The organism is Vibrio fortis (assembly GCF_000695685.1).
In the GTDB taxonomy this organism is placed as follows: domain Bacteria; phylum Pseudomonadota; class Gammaproteobacteria; order Enterobacterales; family Vibrionaceae; genus Vibrio; species Vibrio fortis_A.
The window spans coordinates 837,112-855,725 of the sequence record NZ_JFFR01000002.1 but is presented as its reverse complement, the minus strand read 5'-3'; the positions used below and the strand labels follow the sequence as shown (position 1 = coordinate 855,725).

Below are 18,614 nucleotides of genomic sequence, written 5' to 3'. Positions count from 1 at the left end.
ATTGGTTTCGACCAGTGCGCTTTTTTGTTTATATTACTTGTTTTCTACATGATGTGGTTTGAAACTGAGTTAGATCTTCGAGCCATAATCGTTACGCTTTGGACACGTCGCAAGGATTTCTCTATGTCCTGTGTCTTTGAGCTCTTCCAATATCACGTCAAAACCCCATAGACGATAGAGGTGCTTCATTACCTCGTCGTAGCCTTTATCAAGCGGAATACGGTCGTGAGGTACGTATTGTAGAGTCATTGAACGGTCACCGCGCACATCCACGTTGAAGACTTGAATGTTTGGTTCTAGGTTGCTCAAGTTGTATTGCGCTGCGAGTTTTTCACGAATCATGCGGTAGCCCATTTCATCATGAATCGCACTCACCTCAATCACGCTTTTACGGTCATCATCGAGTATCGAGAACAGCTTAAAGTCGCGAATGATCTTTGGTGACAGATATTGGCTGATAAAGCTTTCATCTTTGAAGTTATGCATAGCAAAGTGAACAGCCTCGAGCCAATCACTACCAGCCAGCTCAGGGAACCACTCCTTGTCTTCATCTGTAGGATTCTCACAGATTCGACGTATATCTTGGAACATCGCAAAGCCGAGTGCGTAAGGGTTAATTCCGCTGAAATAAGGGCTGTTGTAGGCAGGTTGTGCGACAACACTGGTGTGGCTATGCAGGAACTCCAGAATGAATTTGTCACTGACCAAAGCTTCATCGTAAAGATGATTCAAAATCGTATAGTGCCAGAAGGTCGCCCAGCCTTCGTTCATCACTTGAGTCTGTTTTTGTGGGTAGAAATACTGGCTGATCTTGCGCACGATACGAACACACTCTCGTTGCCACGGTTCTAGCAGCGGCGCATTTTTCTCGATGAAGTAGAGAATGTTCTCTTGTGGTTCACTAGGGAAACGTACCTTCTGCTCTTCCTCTTTATCGCGGTTCTTCGGTACAGTACGCCACAGTTCATTCACTTGAGACTGCAGGTATGCCTCTCGCTCTTGTTGACGTGCTGTCTCTTCAGCGATAGAAATTTTCTCTGGTCGTTTATAGCGGTCTACACCGTAATTCATCAAGGCGTGGCACGAATCGAGTAGCTGTTCGACTTCAGAGACGCCGTACTTTTCTTCACAGTCCGCAATGTACTTTTTCGCGAACAGAAGATAGTCGATGATAGAGCTCGCATCGGTCCATGTTTGGAATAGGTAGTTGCCTTTAAAGAAAGAGTTATGCCCGTAACATGCGTGCGCCATTACCAACGCCTGCATCGTCACCGTGTTCTCTTCCATTAGGTAGGCAATACATGGATTTGAGTTAATCACGATCTCATAAGCAAGCCCCATCTGACCGTGCTTGTAGTTTTGCTCGGTTTGGATGAACTTTTTACCAAATGACCAGTGGTTGTAATTGATGGGCATGCCAATACTTGAGTAGGCGTCCATCATCTGCTCAGAGGTAATAACCTCGATTTGGTTAGGATAGGTGTCGAGTCGGTAGTGCTCGGCCACACGTTTGATCTCGACATGGTATTGTTCTAAGAGGTTAAACGTCCAATCAGGGCCGTCTGGCAGCATCTTGCCTCTGTTTTTATCCGCAGGGCTATCTTTCTCTGCAACGCTTGATTTTGCTGTCATGAAAAGCCTCCTTACGCTGTCTCTTTCTGGAACAGTTCTCTGAATACCGGGAAAATGTCGTCCACGGTTTTTATGTTTTTCATGGCGAAGTTATCGAAGCTTGCTTCTAACTTCTCATACTCATGCCACAACGTTTGGTGCGAACGACGAGTGATTTCTATGTAGGAGTAGTACTGACAGGTTGGCAGTAGTTTGTTCACAAGCAGTTCTTTACAGCGCGGGGAGTCGTCTGCCCAGTTATCGCCATCGGATGCTTGTGCAGCGTATATGTTCCACTCATTTGACGGATAACGCTCCGCAACAATTTCGTCCATTAACTTAAGGGCACTGGATACGATCGTTCCGCCTGTCTCTTGTGAGTAGAAAAATTCATGTTCATCGACTTCTTTCGCTTGTGTGTGGTGGCGAATGAACACAACGTCAACGTTCTCATAGGTACGGTTCAAGAAGAGGTACAGCAACACATAGAAGCGTTTTGCGATGTCTTTTGTTGCTTGATCCATTGAGCCTGACACATCCATTAAGCAGAACATAACCGCTTGGCTAGATGGGATAGGGCGCTTCTCGTAGTTCTTGTAGCGCAGGTCAAACGTGTCAATGAATGGCACGCTTTCGATTTTCTTCCTTAATTCGGCGATCTCTTCTTTAAGTCGCGTCTCTTCGAAAGGCTGAGCGGGCTCTGTCATTTGAACTTTGTCGAGTTGCTCCATCAATGAGTTCAATTCGCGACGTTTGCCTGCTGTCATCGCTGTTCTTCTTGCAAGCGACTGTTGTAGCGAGCGAACCACAGCAATGTTCGATGGGATACCTGCGGTTTGGTAACCAGAGCGGTGCGTCTTCCACTCGGTGATTTTGTTGATTTGATTTTTTTCTAGATTAGGCAGCTCGAGGTCTTCAAACAGAATGTCTAAATATTCGTCTTTGGAGATCTGAAAGATAAATTCGTCTTGCCCTTCACCATCTGGACTTGCTTCGCCCTGTCCTGAACCTCCGCCTTGCCCACCACCTTTCGGACGCTCAATTTTGTCGCCAGTGATAAATTGGTCGTTACCTGGGTGAACGCGCTCGCGCACGCCTCCTTGCCCTTGATGGAAGCTTGGCTCTTTGATGTCTTTGTGTGGGATCGAGACATCCTCACCCGTTTCGGTGTTGGTGATTGAGCGACGGTTAACAGCATCTGCTACCGACTCTTTGATTTGCTCTTTATGGCGTCGAATGAAGCGCTGCCTGTTCACTGCGCTCTTATTCTTACCATTGAGCCTCCGATCAATAAATTGTGCCATAAGAACTCCCTCTCAAATTTACGTCGTGAACCTACTTCTTGTGAGTAGTGGAGCTGCCTGCGTTAGGCAGCTCTGCACGTTTTGGTTTATGAGGACTTACGAACTCTTAGGTACCATTCAGAGAGCAGTCTTACTTGTTTCTCGGTGTAGCCTTTTTCCATCATACGAGCGACGAAGTCATCGTGCTTCTTCTGGTCTTCAGAAGATGTTTTCGCATTGAAAGAGATAACCGGTAGTAACTCTTCGGTGTTCGAGAACATTTTCTTCTCAATCACAGTGCGTAGCTTCTCGTAACTGGTCCAAACTGGGTTCTTACCATTGTTGTTCGCTTTCGCACGAAGCACGAAGTTCACAATTTCATTACGGAAGTCTTTAGGGTTACTAATACCCGCGGTTTTCTCAATTTTTTCGAGTTCACCATTCAGTGAAGCTCGGTCGAATAGCTGACCTGTTTCAGGATCACGGTACTCTTGGTCTTGAATCCAAAAGTCAGCGTAGGTGACATAGCGGTCAAAGATGTTTTGGCCGTACTCAGAGTATGACTCTAAGTATGCGGTTTGAATCTCTTTGCCAATGAACTCCACGTAGCGAGGTACTAGGTAGCCTTTCAAGAACTCTAGGTACTTCTCTGCAGTCTCTTGAGGGAACTGCTCTCGCTCGATTTGTTGCTCAATGACGTAGAAGAGGTGTACTGGGTTTGCCGCGACTTCGGTTTGGTCGAAGTTGAATACTCTTGAAAGAATCTTAAAGGCGAAACGAGTCGATAGACCTGACATACCTTCGTCTACACCTGCGTAGTCACGGTACTCTTGGTAGCTCTTCGCTTTTGGATCGGTATCTTTAAGCGTCTCACCATCGTAAACGCGCATTTTTGAGAATAGCGATGAGTTTTCAGGCTCTTTCAGACGAGACAGGATGCTGAATTGAGAGAGTAGCTCGAGTGTGCTCGGTGAACATGGTGCTTTTGACAGTTCACTGTGCTCAAGCAGTTTCTGATAGATTTTCACTTCTTCAGATACGCGTAGGCAGTAAGGGACTTTTACAATGTACACACGGTCTAGGAAAGCTTCGTTGTTTTTGTTGTTACGGAATGTCTGCCACTCAGATTCATTTGAGTGCGCGAGGATCATGCCGTCGAATGGCAGAGCTGAAAGGCCTTCAGTACCGTTGAAGTTACCTTCTTGGGTTGCGGTTAGTAGAGGGTGTAGCACTTTAATTGGTGCCTTAAACATCTCTACAAATTCCATCAGACCTTGGTTCGCCTTACACAATGCGCCAGAATAGCTATATGCATCAGGATCATCTTGAGAGAAGTGCTCGAGTTTACGGATATCAACTTTACCAACCAATGATGAGATGTCTTGGTTGTTTTCATCACCCGGCTCGGTTTTGGCGATAGCAACCTGATCGAGGATTGAAGGGCGTACTTTCACGACTTTGAAGCGAGAAATGTCGCCACCAAATTCATGCAGACGCTTTGCAGCCCACGGAGACATAATTGAGCGTAGGTAACGCTTCTCGATGCCATACTCTTGCTTCAGTACGTCGCCATCTTCGTTAACGTCGAATAGACAGAATGGGTGGTCATTAACAGGGCTTCGCTCGCCGTCAGCGCAAAGTACGTAAATCGGCACTTTTTGCATCAGTGATTTTAGTTTCTCAGCCAGAGAGGATTTACCACCACCCACTGGGCCAAGAAGGTACAGAATTTGTTTGCGCTCTTCTAACCCTTGCGCAGCATGTTTTAGATAAGAAACAATCTGTTCGATAGCGTCTTCCATGCCATAGAAGTCTTCAAATTCTCGATAACGAGATATCACTCGGTTAGAGAAAATTCGGCTGAGCTGAGGGTCTTGTGCGGTGTCGATGACTTCAGGCTTACCGATCGCAAGCAACAGGCGCTCAGCAGCGTTGGCATAAGCACTTTTATCGTCTTTACACAGCCCAAGGAACTCTTGCAGAGTCAGCTCTTCTTCCTTGGCTGCTTCATAGCGTGATTGATAGTGGTCGAAAATACTCATAGTCACATTCCCCTTGTTAACCTGTCAAAACTGACGAGCGATTGAAAATTACGAACTCCCCACAACTTAAGCCTAGACCCGCTTATACAATTTTGCTTAACAATTATGCATTTATTTACATTTTTGTCTGAATTGTGATGTCCGCGAATGTTGCGAACTGCGGGTTTATACTTAAACAAATTACTTTTTATACGAAGCCTTTTTAAACAGAGTTTTAAATTTTCAGTTTTTATTATTTGATAGATAAAAATATGTAATATCTGGTATTGATTCTGTGTATGGTTGATTTTTGGGTATTTCGTACCATATAATGGCTTTGGTTTTTATTTAGACGATGTGAATAAGGTTTTAGCAGTGAAGAGTAATTGGGTAAAAGCGTTAGTGGTGGGCACCACTTTATTGGCGACTTCTGGGGTGCAAGCAAAGATATCTCAATGGTCTTTAGGTGTTGCAGCTTCTTACTCTCCAGCTGTGTATAAAGAAACCCCTTCAAATAGAGCCGTGATCCCAATGGTTGGTTATGAGGGAGAGCACTTCTTTATGCGTGGTTTCAGTGCCGGTTATCGTCTATTCCCAGTTGGCACACCTCAGAACATTGTATTTAGAGCGGTGTACGACCCAAGAACCTTAAAACCTAGTGATTCCGATAATGTTGACATTCAAAAGCTTGATGAGCGTGAAGCATCGATATTAGGTGGCGTAAGTTATCAAGTCATTACATTGGTTGGTATGTTCGAAGCGACGATTGGTTCAGACATCGGTTTTAAACATAATGGTGTGTATGGAGAGGCGGCTTGGCGACTACCGATTCGACGCAAAGGTTGGGCGATTACCCCTTCGATTGGTTACGCTTACAACAGCGAACGTATTAACAATCATCTTTATGGTGTGAGCTCGGATGAAGCTAATAGAACAACGCTAGATGAGTTTGATGCGGATTGGGATGGTCAGTATTTTATTGGTTTAGGTGGTTATATGCATATCACGCCAAATATCCGTGTAACTGGTGGTGTCCGTTATACCAATCTAGAAGGCGATATTGAGAAGAGTCCAATTATCGAGAGTGGTGTCAATACTACGGCAAACGTCGGCATCGCCTACGTCTTCTAATTACTGATTTTCTCTCTTTAAGAGAATCGAACGAAAAAGGGTTGCTCATGAGCAACCCTTTATTATTTTTACTTATCTATTATGCGTTGAAGATTTGAGATAGTTCTGTCGCACATAGGTGGTATTGGCGAGGGCAGTTGCGCCATGTCGTCAGCATGCGGCGGTACTTATCAAGCATCGGCATCTGGCTGTTGAAGTGGTGATCCGCTTTATCAAACTGCGGGTAAAGGCCTTCCGAATCAGTCAGGAAGCGCACGTAATGTACGATCTGTGCTTCAGATGCAATGTCAAAACCTAGGAACTGTAAACGACGTTGATCTACTTCTTTACGCTCGTCTTCTGCAAGCATTTTGTTTGATTCTTGCATCGCGTGGTACATCTCCATGATGTCGATAATTTCACGACACTCTGCTTCTGTTAGGCAACCAAACTCTTTGTTCAGTTCACGCATTTGTAGTTCGTAACCACGTTCTACAATCGTTTGTAGACGTTGGTATTTAGCTGAGTTCTCAGGATCCATTTGAGACATTAGGTAGTATTGATTTGATAGAATTAGACGCTGAGCATTGGTCATTTCCATGGGAGGAACCTCACTAAAAAACTAAATGTTGTAATTTGTTTGTTGAAGTAAGAGTAACAGCAATTCTACTTACCGAAACATGATCTCAACACGGATTTAATACGTTTTTTTGAAATGATCAACAGAAGTTGTAACGAAAAATGAGAGGAGATGAATAGAAACCGTGAATGAGTGGCGAGGTAGAGCGCCAATAAAAAAGCGCCTCATCAAATGAAGCGCTCTCAGAGAATTGGTGGATCAGTATTTAACGTTTGAGTGGTACTCACTCAGTATTGATACGATCTCATCCATGGTCTCTTTGCTTGGCGGATTTACGCCTTCTAGAGGGTACTCAATGCCTAGAGCTTCCCACTTGTGAGCGCCAAGTTTGTGGTACGGTAGTAGCTCAACTTTTTCGATGTTGTCCATGTCTTTGATGAATTCACCTAATAGGCGAGCATCTTCAGGGTTATCTGTGTAACCAGGTACCACTACGTAACGAATCCACGTCGTCTTACCAATTTTGTGTAAATAGCGCGCGAAGTCTAGAGTACGTTTATTAGAGACACCGATGAAATCTTGGTGAATCTCATCTCGCATATGCTTGAGGTCCAACATCACCAAATCTGCAGCGTCGAGAACTTCATCAACAACTTCGGTGTGTTTACGGATGTAGCCGTTAGTATCAAGACAAGTGTGTATACCTTCGGCTTTTGCTGCTAAGAAGAAGTCGCGTACAAACTCAGGTTGAAGCATCGCTTCGCCGCCTGAACATGTCACACCACCACCTGAGGCCTTCATAAAATGACGATACGATTTTGCTTCGTTGATGATCTCCTCAACGGTAACTTCTTTGCCGTCATGAGTGTCCCAAGTGTCACGGTTATGACAATACATACAGCGCATTAAACAGCCCTGTAGAAACACAATAAAGCGGATTCCTGGGCCGTCGACGGTACCACAAGATTCGAATGAGTGAATGCGACCAGTTGTAGACATGAGCTGCTCTCGTATTAGTATTTATGTTGGTTATTTTATTACAAAAACGGTACATAAAATAGGGTCAATCCCCTTTGAACGCCCAAAAATAAAGGCAATCAACACCGAAGTTGATTGCCTTTATCTCTATGTTTAGCAAATGAATAATTTCGTTACTTTTTGTCTAAAAGAACGCAAAGAAAGTCACACCACCTGTTGTATAAATGGACTCTTTGGCTTCTTCATAATCAGGTGTTTTCATGGTTAATGAGAACGCTGCGCCCACATGTTGATTGTACCAAGCAACACCAGCTACTGCAGTGGCTTGAATATTCTCTAAAGTCACATCATAGATGGCTGGGTTTTCGCCATTTTCTAGCGCATACTTCTCAACACCAGAGCGGTCACCCTCAATCGTAATATCATTGAAGCGATAACGGCCTTCGATACCAGCATAAGTAAACCAACCTCTATTCGAAGCGCCAATCATACCTGGGCGGAACGGATTTTCTGAGGTGATGGTTGCCGCACCAAAGTTACCACCGAGGTCAGTACCCCAACGAAGCATAAAGCCTGTTGAAATGTCGCTCCTAAAGTTACCCGCGTTAATTTCTGACACGTTAGATATTTCGAAATCAGTATTTGCGATAGAGCGAGCACGCATCATATTGAAGTGGCTAAGGTAACCGACACTGCCGACGAACTCATCATCGACCTGGAATTCCCAACCATTTGGTTCATCAGACTTGGTAATGGAGTGCACGAGTTTTTGTGCTTGTTCAGAAAGTGCACTTTCACCAGTCGTACCCAGGGTTAGGTTGAACCGTTGAGCCTGTTGTGGGTGAAGACTGATGTAGTTAAATTCTGAGTGGAGGAAACCAGCATACGGACGATCATTGGCTAAAGGTTCAGTCACCTCAATATCGGATGGGGTATACATTTTGTGACCGATGGTGATTTCCCATTTATCAAGCGAGCTAGCGCCCCAAGCCGAAAGGCTTAATGGTTTGGCCCAGCTGTAGGGAGTGATTCCCGATGAGGTATAGCTTAAAAACAAGCCGTTCGTATAGTCTTGGTCGACGCCAAAAATGCCGTCGTTATCGAGAGCGAAAGTGACGGTAGAACGTTCTGAGGCGATCGATGAAAAAGACAATAGAAGTAGAGGTAAAAAACGGACAAGTTTCATTAAAAAGTACTCTTTGGTAACGAACCGAAATAGTACCCCAAATTGGTGATTGGTGTGGAAAAAAAGTGAACGTAAGAAAACATTTTTGCGCAACTTAACATTTCATTTTGTCGAGACAGCGCACGAAATACTTTGCAGATATAAAAAAGCCCCGCACATTGGCGAGGCTAATATTTTTACTGTGTTAGTCAGCTATAAGATTATAGAGACTCAGTAAATGTACGTGCGATTACGTCAGCTTGTTGCTCTGCAGTTAGAGAGTTGAAGCGAACAGCGTAACCAGATACACGGATTGTTAGCTGAGGGTATTTCTCAGGGTGCTTAACTGCGTCTTCTAGAGTGTCGCGGTTAAGAACGTTCACGTTAAGGTGTTGACCACCTTCGATGCCAGCTTCGTGGTGGAAGTAACCATCCATTAGGCCTGCAAGGTTCGCTTTCTGACCTTCAACGTCTTTACCAAGAGCGTTAGGTACGATAGAGAACGTGTAAGAGATACCATCTTGTGCATCAGCAAACGGTAGTTTACCTACAGACGTTAGTGACGCTACAGCACCTTTCTCATCACGACCGTGCATTGGGTTAGCACCAGGAGCGAAAGGAGCACCAGCACGACGACCGTCTGGAGTGTTACCAGTTTTCTTACCGTATACAACGTTAGACGTGATAGTAAGAACTGACTGTGTAGGGATAGAGTTACGGTAAGTCTTAAGCTTACGGATCTTGTTCATGAACGTAGAAACTAGTTCACAAGCGATATCATCTACACGAGAGTCGTTGTTACCGTATTTAGGGTAATCGCCTTCGATTTCGAAATCGATAGCAATGCCGTCTTCGTCACGGATTGGCTTAACTGTAGCAAACTTAATTGCAGATAGAGAGTCAGCCGCAACAGATAGACCAGCGATACCGCAAGCCATAGTACGACGAACGTCACGGTCGTGAAGAGCCATTAGAGACGCTTCGTAGCTGTACTTGTCGTGCATGTAGTGGATGCTGTTTAGTGCAGTCACGTACTGCTTAGCTAGCCAGTCCATGAATGTGTCTAGGCGACCCATTACGTCATCGTAGTTAAGAACTTCGTCAGTGATCTTGTCAGAAACAGGACCTACTTGAAGTTTAAGCTTCTCATCTACACCACCGTTGATTGCGTAAAGCATTGTTTTCGCAAGGTTAGCACGAGCACCGAAGAACTGCATTTGCTTACCAACGATCATTGGAGATACACAACAAGCGATAGCGTAATCATCAGACTCTAGGTCAGGACGCATTAGGTCATCATTTTCGTACTGGATAGAAGAAGTATCGATAGATACCTTCGCACAGAAACGCTTGAAGCCGTCAGGTAGTTGCTCAGACCAAAGAACAGTGATGTTTGGCTCTGGAGAAGGACCCATTGTGTATAGAGAGTTTAGGAAACGGAAGTTAGTACGTGTAACTAGTGTACGACCGTCAATACCCATACCACCCATAGACTCAGTAGCCCAGATTGGGTCACCAGAGAATAGCTCATCGTACTCAGGAGTACGCAGGAAACGAACCATACGTAGCTTCATTACGAAGTGGTCGATCATCTCTTGAGCTTCAACTTCAGTGATCTTGCCTGCAGCGATATCACGCTCGATGAAGATGTCTAGGAAAGTCGAAGTACGACCTAGAGACATTGCAGCACCGTTTTGAGACTTAACAGCCGCTAGGTAACCGAAGTACGTCCATTGGATAGCTTCTTGAGCAGTTTGAGCTGGCTCAGAGATATCGAAGCCGTATTTAGCAGCCATCTCTTTGATTTGACCTAGAGCGCGGTGTTGCTCAGAGATCTCTTCGCGAAGTTGCATTGTTTCTGCTAGGTTTTCGCCGCTTTCGAATTGCTCTTGAAGAGAAGCAAATTGAGCTTGCTTGTCTTTCATTAGGAAGTCGATACCGTATAGAGCTACACGACGGTAGTCACCGATGATACGACCACGACCGTATGCATCTGGAAGACCAGTCAGAACACCAGACTTACGACATTTTAGGATGTCAGGCGTGTAGATATCGAAAACACCTGCGTTGTGTGTTTTACGGTATTCAGAGTAGATTTTTGAAACAGCTGGATCAAGAGTCTCACCGTATGCTTTACAAGAACCCTCAACCATGCGGATACCGCCGTTAGGGATGATAGCACGCTTAAGTGGCTTCTCAGTTTGAAGACCAACGATTGTTTCTAGGTCTTTCTCAATGTAACCAGCATCGTGAGAAGTGATGGTAGAGATAACAGAAGTATCGAATTCTACAGGTGCTTTAGTTGCGTTTTCCTGTTTGATACCTTCCATTACCGAAGCCCAAAGCTTGTTAGTAGCCTCAGTACCTTCAGAAACTAGGAAAGATTCGTCGCCTTCATACGGCGCGTAGTTCTTTTGAATGAAATCACGAACGTTTACTTCATTTTGCCACTCACCTGCAGCAAAACCTTCCCAAGCTTTAGCAAATTGCTCTGCCATGACATACCTACCTTTTTAGTAGAAAAAACACGTACTTTAACGCTATTGAGCCAGCGCCCCTGTATAGGGTAGTACACTCTTATTAATAACAATATGTATTATCACATCGGATTCATATGATTATATATATTGTCATTACTTTTTAAATGGTGTCTCACTTCGATGTATTCAAGACTACGCTAAAAAAATCCTGCAAACCTTAAACTAAATCAATAAATGCTAAAAAAAGTTGAGAAAAAGGGGGTGGTGACGTTCACCACCCAAACTTTTTTTGAATTTACTCTGTTTATTTGAATCTAGCTGTGATGGCTAGATACGTTTGGTCAGAGTATTCAGACCAACTTACAGCCAAGCTTTAATGCCGTATTGACCTTCAAGCATACCTACTGCAAGCATTGCAACAAGACAGATAACAAGTACACCTACTGGGATAACAATCTTGTCTACAAAAGATAGACGCTTAGGACGCTCTTTGTCACCGATCAGGCCGTTGTTATCTAGAAGCATCGTTAGAGCCCATGCTAGAACTGGGTTAACAACCGCAGAGCCGAAGATACAGATACCCGCCGCTTGTGAATCTTTGCTGTCTTTAACCATCTGCATACCTGCTTCAAGTAGAGGAAGAGATACACCAACTAGAAGAGCAACACGCATCACTGGTGGCCACACCGCAACGTCCATTGGGAAGCCAAGAATCGCAACGATGATACATAGAGAGCCAAGTAGGATTGCACCGCCCGGGATAGGACGTTTAGCGATCGCTGCTGGGATCATGTAAGTACCCCAAGATGAAGTGATGTTACCGCCACCTACAGCTGTACCAACCATTTGACGCACAGAACACATAGTCATTGTGTCATCTACGTCCATCAGTACTTTTTCAGATTTTTTAGGGTAGTTCAGCTCTTGGAAGATACGGTGACCTAGGAAATCTGGTGACCACATTGCTACCGCAAGGATTGCAAATGGTAGAGATGCAATGAAGTGCTCCATGTTTGGAAGACCTAGCATCCAACCTTCTTCAGTAGAACCCCACCAGTAAACTGGGTTTAGGTTTGGAAGACCTGTTTCTGTTACGAATTTAATGTCGAAGCCTGCACCAAGAACCAGAGCAATCGCTAGACCAGTGAAAGCACAAACAGGAATTGCTAGCCAACGCTTGTTCACTTTAGCAAGGAAAGCGTAAAGGCCGATGGTAACAGCAAGTACGATAAGGCCAATGTAACCCATGCTACCCGCAGCAACTGTGTCAGACTCTAGACCAACAGCCCAAGCTTGGATCGAGTTGATCTGGCTCATCGTACCCGTTAGACCTAAGAAAATAAGCAAGCCACCAGCAGTACCTTCGGAAGTGAGGTTAACCAGTTTAGAGCCACCTTTGAGCAAACTCAGGATTAAACCAAACACACCGATAAGGATAGCCAATGCAAGAGGGTGAGCACCTGCAAGAGCGATGGTACCGATAAGTGGGATCATTGGGCCGTGGTTACCGGCAAGGTTTGCTTTCGGGTTGAAGAAACCAGAAGCAAGGATACAGAAGAGTAGTGCAGGAATAAGCATCTCTACACGAGCGACTTCGATAGCGAAGTCTTTACCTAGGTTCACGTGATCCCAAGCTTGCGTCAGACCTTCAGCCCAAGACATCATAACCGCAGAGTACATCGCGATGATGCCGATAGTACCAGCAAGCGCCGGAACAAGGTCTTCAAGTTCAAAACGGAAGTCACGACCAGGAAGGTTAAGGCCGAAGCGGCGAGGCTTCATGATTTGCAGCTCGTGATCTAGATAGTCGGAGCGGCTTTCGAATTCAGAAGCAGGGCGGTGTAGCTCTTGATAGCTCTTTTCTTCTACTTCAGAGTTCGCATTGTTGACAACGTCTGACATAGATTCCTCATATTTTTATTTGGTAGTAATTCTAAAAATGAATTCTATAAATGCGCAAAACTGCGTCATCTCTTTTGTTTATAACTCATTAACACAATGTTGCACGGTTTTTGCGTGCCTTGTGCAGCTAAGTTAAAAGAAACATTTGGCATTTTTATATGCCTTATTGTGTGTCGAGGAGTCTAACAAGCTTACCCTTTAGGGTGATTGATCTTGATCACTTTATGAGTTTATGTGAAAGAAAGCTACAAAATGACAATGCTCAATAAGTAATCTTTAAAAAAACGTGTAATTTGTTTTCATAACTTGACGTTTATCTCATCCCGTCACATTTTTGTTAGAAAAACAAGTAAGCCTTTTAATGCTTGGCTTGTTTTTTGCTACATCATCCGTAGAGACTAAATTTTGGCGCGCTGTTGCCACAAACAGGACGGAAATAGATGAAAAAGACACAAATGTTGCCACTAGCGGCAATTATCTCAGGACTACTTGTTGGCTGTGGCGGCGGAGGCGGCGGTGGCGGTGGTGGCGGCCCTGCACAAACTAAGTATCAATTTACTTTTGTAACACCGGTTGTGGTTGATGCTACCAATGTAGGCAGCTGTACTATTTATAGGGAGTTTGATGACAATGGAACGCCGAAGGTTCTTACATATCATAGTATAGGTAGTGCTTTGGACGATCGTATCGTTGGCTCGTACTCTGATACAAACGGCAACATAGATGGTAGCTTGATTGAAGCATCAAATGGCGTTGTGGAAATGGTTTTAGAAAATGTTCCTGACGGAGGCGCGTTTACCTTACAAGAAGCTAATGGAACCATTATCAATGCTATTACCTTTAGCCGTGATGTGCTAGAAGCTGACCAAGAGCTTAAGTCTGCTTACCTTTCAGTTGAACAGTCTGTGGCAAACACCCAATGTATTTCTAATTCAGGATCAAATGACCAAGAAGTTACTTTATCTGAGTTACGATACCTAAACGCTAGTGATAGCGTGGGTAACCCTAACGTTACTTACTATTTTGATTCACAGATAGAGACGCAAACCAGCACAAACCCTCAGTTAACCGGAGCTAATGTACTTAAGTCGGTTTCTCCTGAGAAAACTATGGTTTCACAGTATCGTACCGCAGATAGAAGCGAGTTGTTCCAGTATGGCTTTGATTCTTGGCCTGATAATCAAATGATATTTGCAGGCACATCGAGCACGCCTGATGTTTCAAGCAGCCTTATTAACTTCACTAACATTTCCATTGACGTTGTGTTTGGTGGGTTTAATTATGATTTAGTTGACATTAATCGTAGCGCGTCATTCTATCACCCAACTAATTTAAGTAATGGCGATGTATGGACCTTTGGCGTAGAAGGTACAATCAATACAGCAAACTGGTCTGCAGAGTATGGTGCATCGGTATCAGAAAATTGGGATCTTGTTATAGATGACACCTCTTTGTTCACGCTTTCAAATACTAATGACTCAAAACCGACAATGGGCGCTCAGCAAATTGACTTAAGTACAAGTTTAGGCTTGGGGTCGGAGACTGGTTTTCAGCGAGTTAGTTTTCAACAAGGAGCGACGAATGGCTCTACTCCATATGTAATGAGGCACACTATTTACTCAAATATAGACTCTGGGGTACAAGTACCTACGATTGACATGTCGAGTGTACCATCTGCAATAGCCGACGATTTATTGGTATCGCAAAATTCTAGTGTTTCTCAATCTTATTTGTTCACTAAAGAAGAGTCTTCAATTCTGCTACACGAATTCGTAATGGACTTCCGTAACGGCTCTGGCGTTGACACCTCTCAAGATGTCATGGGTATGCTCTTTACTTCAAAAGAAGTAAGAGATAACCAAATAAAACGCTCTCAGCAAGAAACGTTGAAGTTAAGTCGTGATGATACCTAGTTAACAAAAATAAAACATAAAAGCCCCGTTAATCGGGGCTTTTTTATAACTACTATTCATCGAATTGAGAGGAAAACGCTACCTAGTGCATAATAAGTCAGAGTGAAGTGCTATTTATTCCTAAATGATAGGTTAATAATTTGTTGCATGTTGCTGCGTTGGGTGCTAGTTTGTATCGCATGAAAAGGTCGGAGTACCTTGCATTTACACAAACTTGGGAGAGAAAGCGCATGAAAGATGTACCAGCGCTGGATATAAAGGACTTACACAAAACGTTTGGTCAAAATGAAGTTTTAAAAGGAATTTCGCTTTCTGCACATAAAGGGGACGTGGTTTCAATCATCGGTTCCTCTGGCTCTGGCAAGAGTACCTTTCTTCGCTGTATCAACCTTCTAGAAACACCAACTGCCGGTGAGATTTGGGTAAACGGAGAACTTATCCAAATGAAAAACAACCGCCTTGGTGAATCAGTTCCTGCCAATGAAAAACAAGTTCAGCGAATCCGTTCTCGCTTGGCGATGGTTTTTCAAGGCTTCAATCTATGGTCTCACTTAACTGTTCTTGAGAATGTTATTGAAGCACCTGTCCATGTACTGGGTGTTCCTAAAGCACAAGCGATTGAAAACGCAGAGATGCTTCTCAAAAAAGTAGGGCTGTACGAGCGTAAAGATTATTACCCTGGTCACCTTTCTGGTGGTCAACAACAGCGTGCCGCTATCGCGCGTGCATTGGCGGTTGACCCTGAAGTAATGCTGTTTGATGAACCGACATCGGCGCTTGACCCTGAACTTGTGGGTGAAGTATTGGGTGTTATGCGTGATTTGGCTGAGGAAGGTCGAACCATGCTGGTGGTAACGCACGAAATGGCGTTTGCACGTGATGTTTCTAATCATGTGATGTTCCTACACCAAGGTCTAGTGGAAGAGCAGGGCGATCCAGCTAAACTCTTTACTAACCCTGAGTCTGAACGTCTACAACAGTTTATCTCATCGATTTATTAACGTATTGCGAGTATCGCTATCAAGGTATGAGGCGGTGCTGTGTAATAAACACAACAACCAAACTATAAACACAACATTAAAAAATATCTAAATCACAGGAGTAGGGATATGAAAAAGTGGTTACTGGTAGCAGCACTTGCTGCAACTGCTGCAACTGGCGTAGCTCAAGCAAAAGAGTGGAAAACAGTTCGTTTTGGTATTGAAGGTGCTTACCCTCCATTTAGCTGGACAGAAGCTGACGGCTCTCTAAAAGGCTTCGACGTGGATATGGCAAATGCTCTTTGTACTGAGATGCAAGTGAAATGTAAGATCGTTGCTCAAGACTGGGATGGTATTATTCCTTCTCTACTAGCTCGTAAATATGATGCGATCATTGCGGCAATGTCTATCACTGAAGAGCGTAAGAAGAAGATCGACTTCACAGGTAAATACGCACTTATTCCAAACAAATTCATCGCGAAAAAGGGCGCTGGTCTTAACTTTGACGACCTAAGCGGTCAAAAAATTGCGGTACAACGTGCAACGACGCACGACAAATACCTAACAGACAACTACGGTGACACCGTAGACATCGTTCGTTACGGTTCTTTCGACGAAGCTTACCTTGACCTAGCAAACGGCCGTGTTGCAGCGGTACTGGGTGATGCGTCAGCACTTGAAGAAGGTGTTCTAAACAAAGCGGGCGGTGAAGCGTACGAGTTTGTTGGTCCATCTCTAACAGATCCAAAATGGTTCGGTGAAGGCTTTGGTATCGCGGTACGTAAGCAAGACAAAGACCTAACTAAGAAACTAGACGAAGCGATCATCTCGCTACGTGAAAAGGGTATTTACCAAGATATCGCGGCTAAATACTTCAACTACGACGTATACGGTCAGTAATATCCTGAGAAGACTCTAGGGAGAGAGCACATCTCTCCCTATCTCTCCCAACTTTTTCGCTGTTCTGTTGGAATTCATTATGTTTGATTTACAAGGGTATGAAGCTTCGATACTTAATGGAGCTGTACTCACAATTCAGGTTGCGTTGCTTTCGCTATTTCTAGCTATGGTGCTAGGGATGTTAGGCGCATTAGCAAAATTAGCACCTTATCGATGGGCAAGAGCCATTGCCACACTTTACACCACCATTATTCGCGGCATTCCAGACCTCGTATTGATGATGTTGATCTTCTTTGGTGGACAGATCCTTTTAAACAACAGTTTGTATTCCATCAATGAGTGGCTTAACGAGTGGTTCACTTCAAGCGATCCGAACCATGAATGGACCTCATACTTGCCTGACTACATCGATGTTAGCCCATTTGTAGCAGGTGTATTGACCATTGGGTTCATTTTCGGTGCGTACATGGCAGAAACGTTCCGTGGTGCGATCATGGCCGTTGACGCGGGTGAAATGGAAGCTGCAAAAGCTTACGGCATGAGCCCTGTGAAGGCATTTCATCGTATCTTGCTTCCTCAGATGATTCGTCATGCATTGCCTGGTTTTGGTAACAACTGGCTCGTACTGCTAAAAACGACCGCTCTGGTATCGATCATCGGCCTAGAAGATATGGTGCGAGTCAGTGCGCTAGCGGCAGGTTCAACTAAGATGCCATTTACTTTCTACATGGCAGTCGCACTGATTTTCTTATTCTTTACCAGTGTTTCAACCGGCCTGTTAAAGCTAGTTGAACGTAAATTTAGTATTCACGCGAGGTAACTATGGACTTTTCATTGATTGTTGAAAGTTTTCCAATTTACCTGAGTGGTCTTTGGACAACGGCGTGGATGGTAACAGTAGCTCTAGTTATCGGTCTTTTTGTGGCTATCCCATTGGCGATAGCGCGTAACAGCCATAACATGCTGATTAATGGTCCTGCGTGGTCATTTATCTACTTTTTCCGTGGTACACCACTGCTGGTTCAGCTTTACCTGATTTATTACGGTATGGACCAATTTTTCCCAGTGAAAGATACGCTGTGGGAAAACGCATGGTTCTGTGCTTTGGTGGCATTTATCTTAAATACCTCGGCTTACACGGCAGAGATCATTCGTGGTGCGATTAACGGCCTACCAAAAGGTGAAGTTGAAGCCGCGAAAGCATACGGCATGAGTACACCGAAGACGTACCGTCGCATCATTCTGCCAAGTGCTCTACGTCGCGCGCTGCCAGCTTACAGTAACGAAGTTATCTTCATGCTTCACGGTTCAGCTGTTGCGGGTATCGTAACGATTATGGACTTAACAGGTGCAGCACGTCTGGTTAACTCACGTTACTACGCGCCATTTGAGTCGTTCTTAACAGCAGGCCTGTTCTACATGGCGTTAACGTTTATTATCATCGCCATATTTAAGTATGCTGAGAAACGATTCTTGGCTTACCTAAGACCACTTAGTTAATTAAACGGCGCTTTTTAGCGCCGTTTTTTATTCCAATCTTCGCTCGTCCTCTGGTTCATACCAATCACAGTAAGTGTTCAGAAATAGCGCAGAAAAAAGGCTTGAGAACAAGGCAGCATTTTTTGATAAGTAGTTATTCTACAATCAAAAATTCTAACGCAGTTATCGAGCATTTTAGCAAGCTAGGGTGA

General features: G+C 44.2%; 14 protein-coding genes. 6 read left to right on the top strand and 8 right to left on the bottom strand.

Annotation, left to right across the window (positions count from 1 at the left end; all coding sequences use genetic code 11):
* Positions 1 to 69 precede the first annotated feature (69 nt).
* From VFDL14_RS18990 to VFDL14_RS19000, 3 genes are all read right to left on the bottom strand, one after another.
* On the bottom strand, positions 70 to 1,632 hold the full coding sequence (locus VFDL14_RS18990) for a SpoVR family protein (RefSeq protein ID WP_032549492.1): 1,563 nt from the start codon (positions 1,630 to 1,632) through the stop codon (positions 70 to 72).
* An 11-nt stretch (positions 1,633 to 1,643) separates the two neighbouring features.
* Positions 1,644 to 2,915, bottom strand: a complete 1,272-nt coding sequence (locus VFDL14_RS18995; protein WP_032549490.1) for a YeaH/YhbH family protein — start codon at positions 2,913 to 2,915, stop codon at positions 1,644 to 1,646.
* 86 nt (positions 2,916 to 3,001) lie between these two features.
* Positions 3,002 to 4,936, bottom strand: coding sequence for a PrkA family serine protein kinase (locus tag VFDL14_RS19000; RefSeq protein ID WP_032549489.1), 1,935 nt, complete (start codon positions 4,934 to 4,936; stop codon positions 3,002 to 3,004).
* Between the two features lie 381 nt (positions 4,937 to 5,317).
* Here VFDL14_RS19000 and VFDL14_RS19005 point away from each other — a divergent pair, with 381 nt between their 5' ends.
* Positions 5,318 to 6,046, top strand: coding sequence for a MipA/OmpV family protein (locus VFDL14_RS19005; protein ID WP_408694504.1), 729 nt, complete (start codon positions 5,318 to 5,320; stop codon positions 6,044 to 6,046).
* A gap of 79 nt (positions 6,047 to 6,125) precedes the next feature.
* Here the strand turns inward: VFDL14_RS19005 and VFDL14_RS19010 are convergent, their stop codons facing one another.
* The 5 genes from VFDL14_RS19010 to VFDL14_RS19030 all read right to left on the bottom strand — a co-directional run bounded on the left by VFDL14_RS19010 (position 6,126) and on the right by VFDL14_RS19030 (position 13,130).
* A complete protein-coding gene (locus VFDL14_RS19010) occupies positions 6,126 to 6,626 on the bottom strand; it encodes a YfbU family protein (RefSeq protein WP_032549486.1) in 501 nt (166 codons plus the stop codon).
* Positions 6,627 to 6,863: 237 nt separating this feature from the next.
* Positions 6,864 to 7,604: a pyruvate formate lyase 1-activating protein gene (pflA, locus tag VFDL14_RS19015; RefSeq protein WP_032549483.1), complete on the bottom strand. Its 741-nt coding sequence runs from the start codon at positions 7,602 to 7,604 to the stop codon at positions 6,864 to 6,866.
* Positions 7,605 to 7,767: 163 nt separating this feature from the next.
* Positions 7,768 to 8,769 carry a lipid A deacylase LpxR family protein gene (locus VFDL14_RS19020; RefSeq protein ID WP_032549482.1) on the bottom strand — a complete coding sequence of 334 codons (1,002 nt, stop codon included), beginning with the start codon at positions 8,767 to 8,769 and terminating at the stop codon, positions 7,768 to 7,770.
* Between the two features lie 200 nt (positions 8,770 to 8,969).
* On the bottom strand, positions 8,970 to 11,246 hold the full coding sequence (gene pflB, locus VFDL14_RS19025) for a formate C-acetyltransferase (protein WP_032549481.1): 2,277 nt from the start codon (positions 11,244 to 11,246) through the stop codon (positions 8,970 to 8,972).
* Between the two features lie 342 nt (positions 11,247 to 11,588).
* Positions 11,589 to 13,130: a DUF3360 family protein gene (locus VFDL14_RS19030; protein WP_032549480.1), complete on the bottom strand. Its 1,542-nt coding sequence runs from the start codon at positions 13,128 to 13,130 to the stop codon at positions 11,589 to 11,591.
* A 440-nt stretch (positions 13,131 to 13,570) separates the two neighbouring features.
* Here VFDL14_RS19030 and VFDL14_RS19035 point away from each other — a divergent pair, with 440 nt between their 5' ends.
* The 5 genes from VFDL14_RS19035 (at position 13,571) to VFDL14_RS19055 (ending at position 18,423) form a co-directional block, all read left to right on the top strand.
* Entirely contained in the window at positions 13,571 to 15,043 is a 1,473-nt protein-coding gene (locus VFDL14_RS19035) for a hypothetical protein (RefSeq protein ID WP_032549479.1), read from the top strand.
* Positions 15,044 to 15,273: 230 nt separating this feature from the next.
* Positions 15,274 to 16,044, top strand: a complete 771-nt coding sequence (locus tag VFDL14_RS19040; RefSeq protein WP_032549478.1) for an ABC transporter ATP-binding protein — start codon at positions 15,274 to 15,276, stop codon at positions 16,042 to 16,044.
* Positions 16,045 to 16,152: 108 nt separating this feature from the next.
* Positions 16,153 to 16,923 (top strand): ABC transporter substrate-binding protein, encoded by a 771-nt coding sequence (locus VFDL14_RS19045; protein WP_032549476.1) that lies wholly within the window; start codon positions 16,153 to 16,155, stop codon positions 16,921 to 16,923.
* A 79-nt stretch (positions 16,924 to 17,002) separates the two neighbouring features.
* Entirely contained in the window at positions 17,003 to 17,743 is a 741-nt protein-coding gene (locus VFDL14_RS19050; protein WP_032549475.1) for an ABC transporter permease, read from the top strand.
* Between the two features lie 2 nt (positions 17,744 to 17,745).
* A complete protein-coding gene (locus VFDL14_RS19055) occupies positions 17,746 to 18,423 on the top strand; it encodes an ABC transporter permease (protein ID WP_032549474.1) in 678 nt (225 codons plus the stop codon).
* Positions 18,424 to 18,614: the final 191 nt, after the last annotated feature.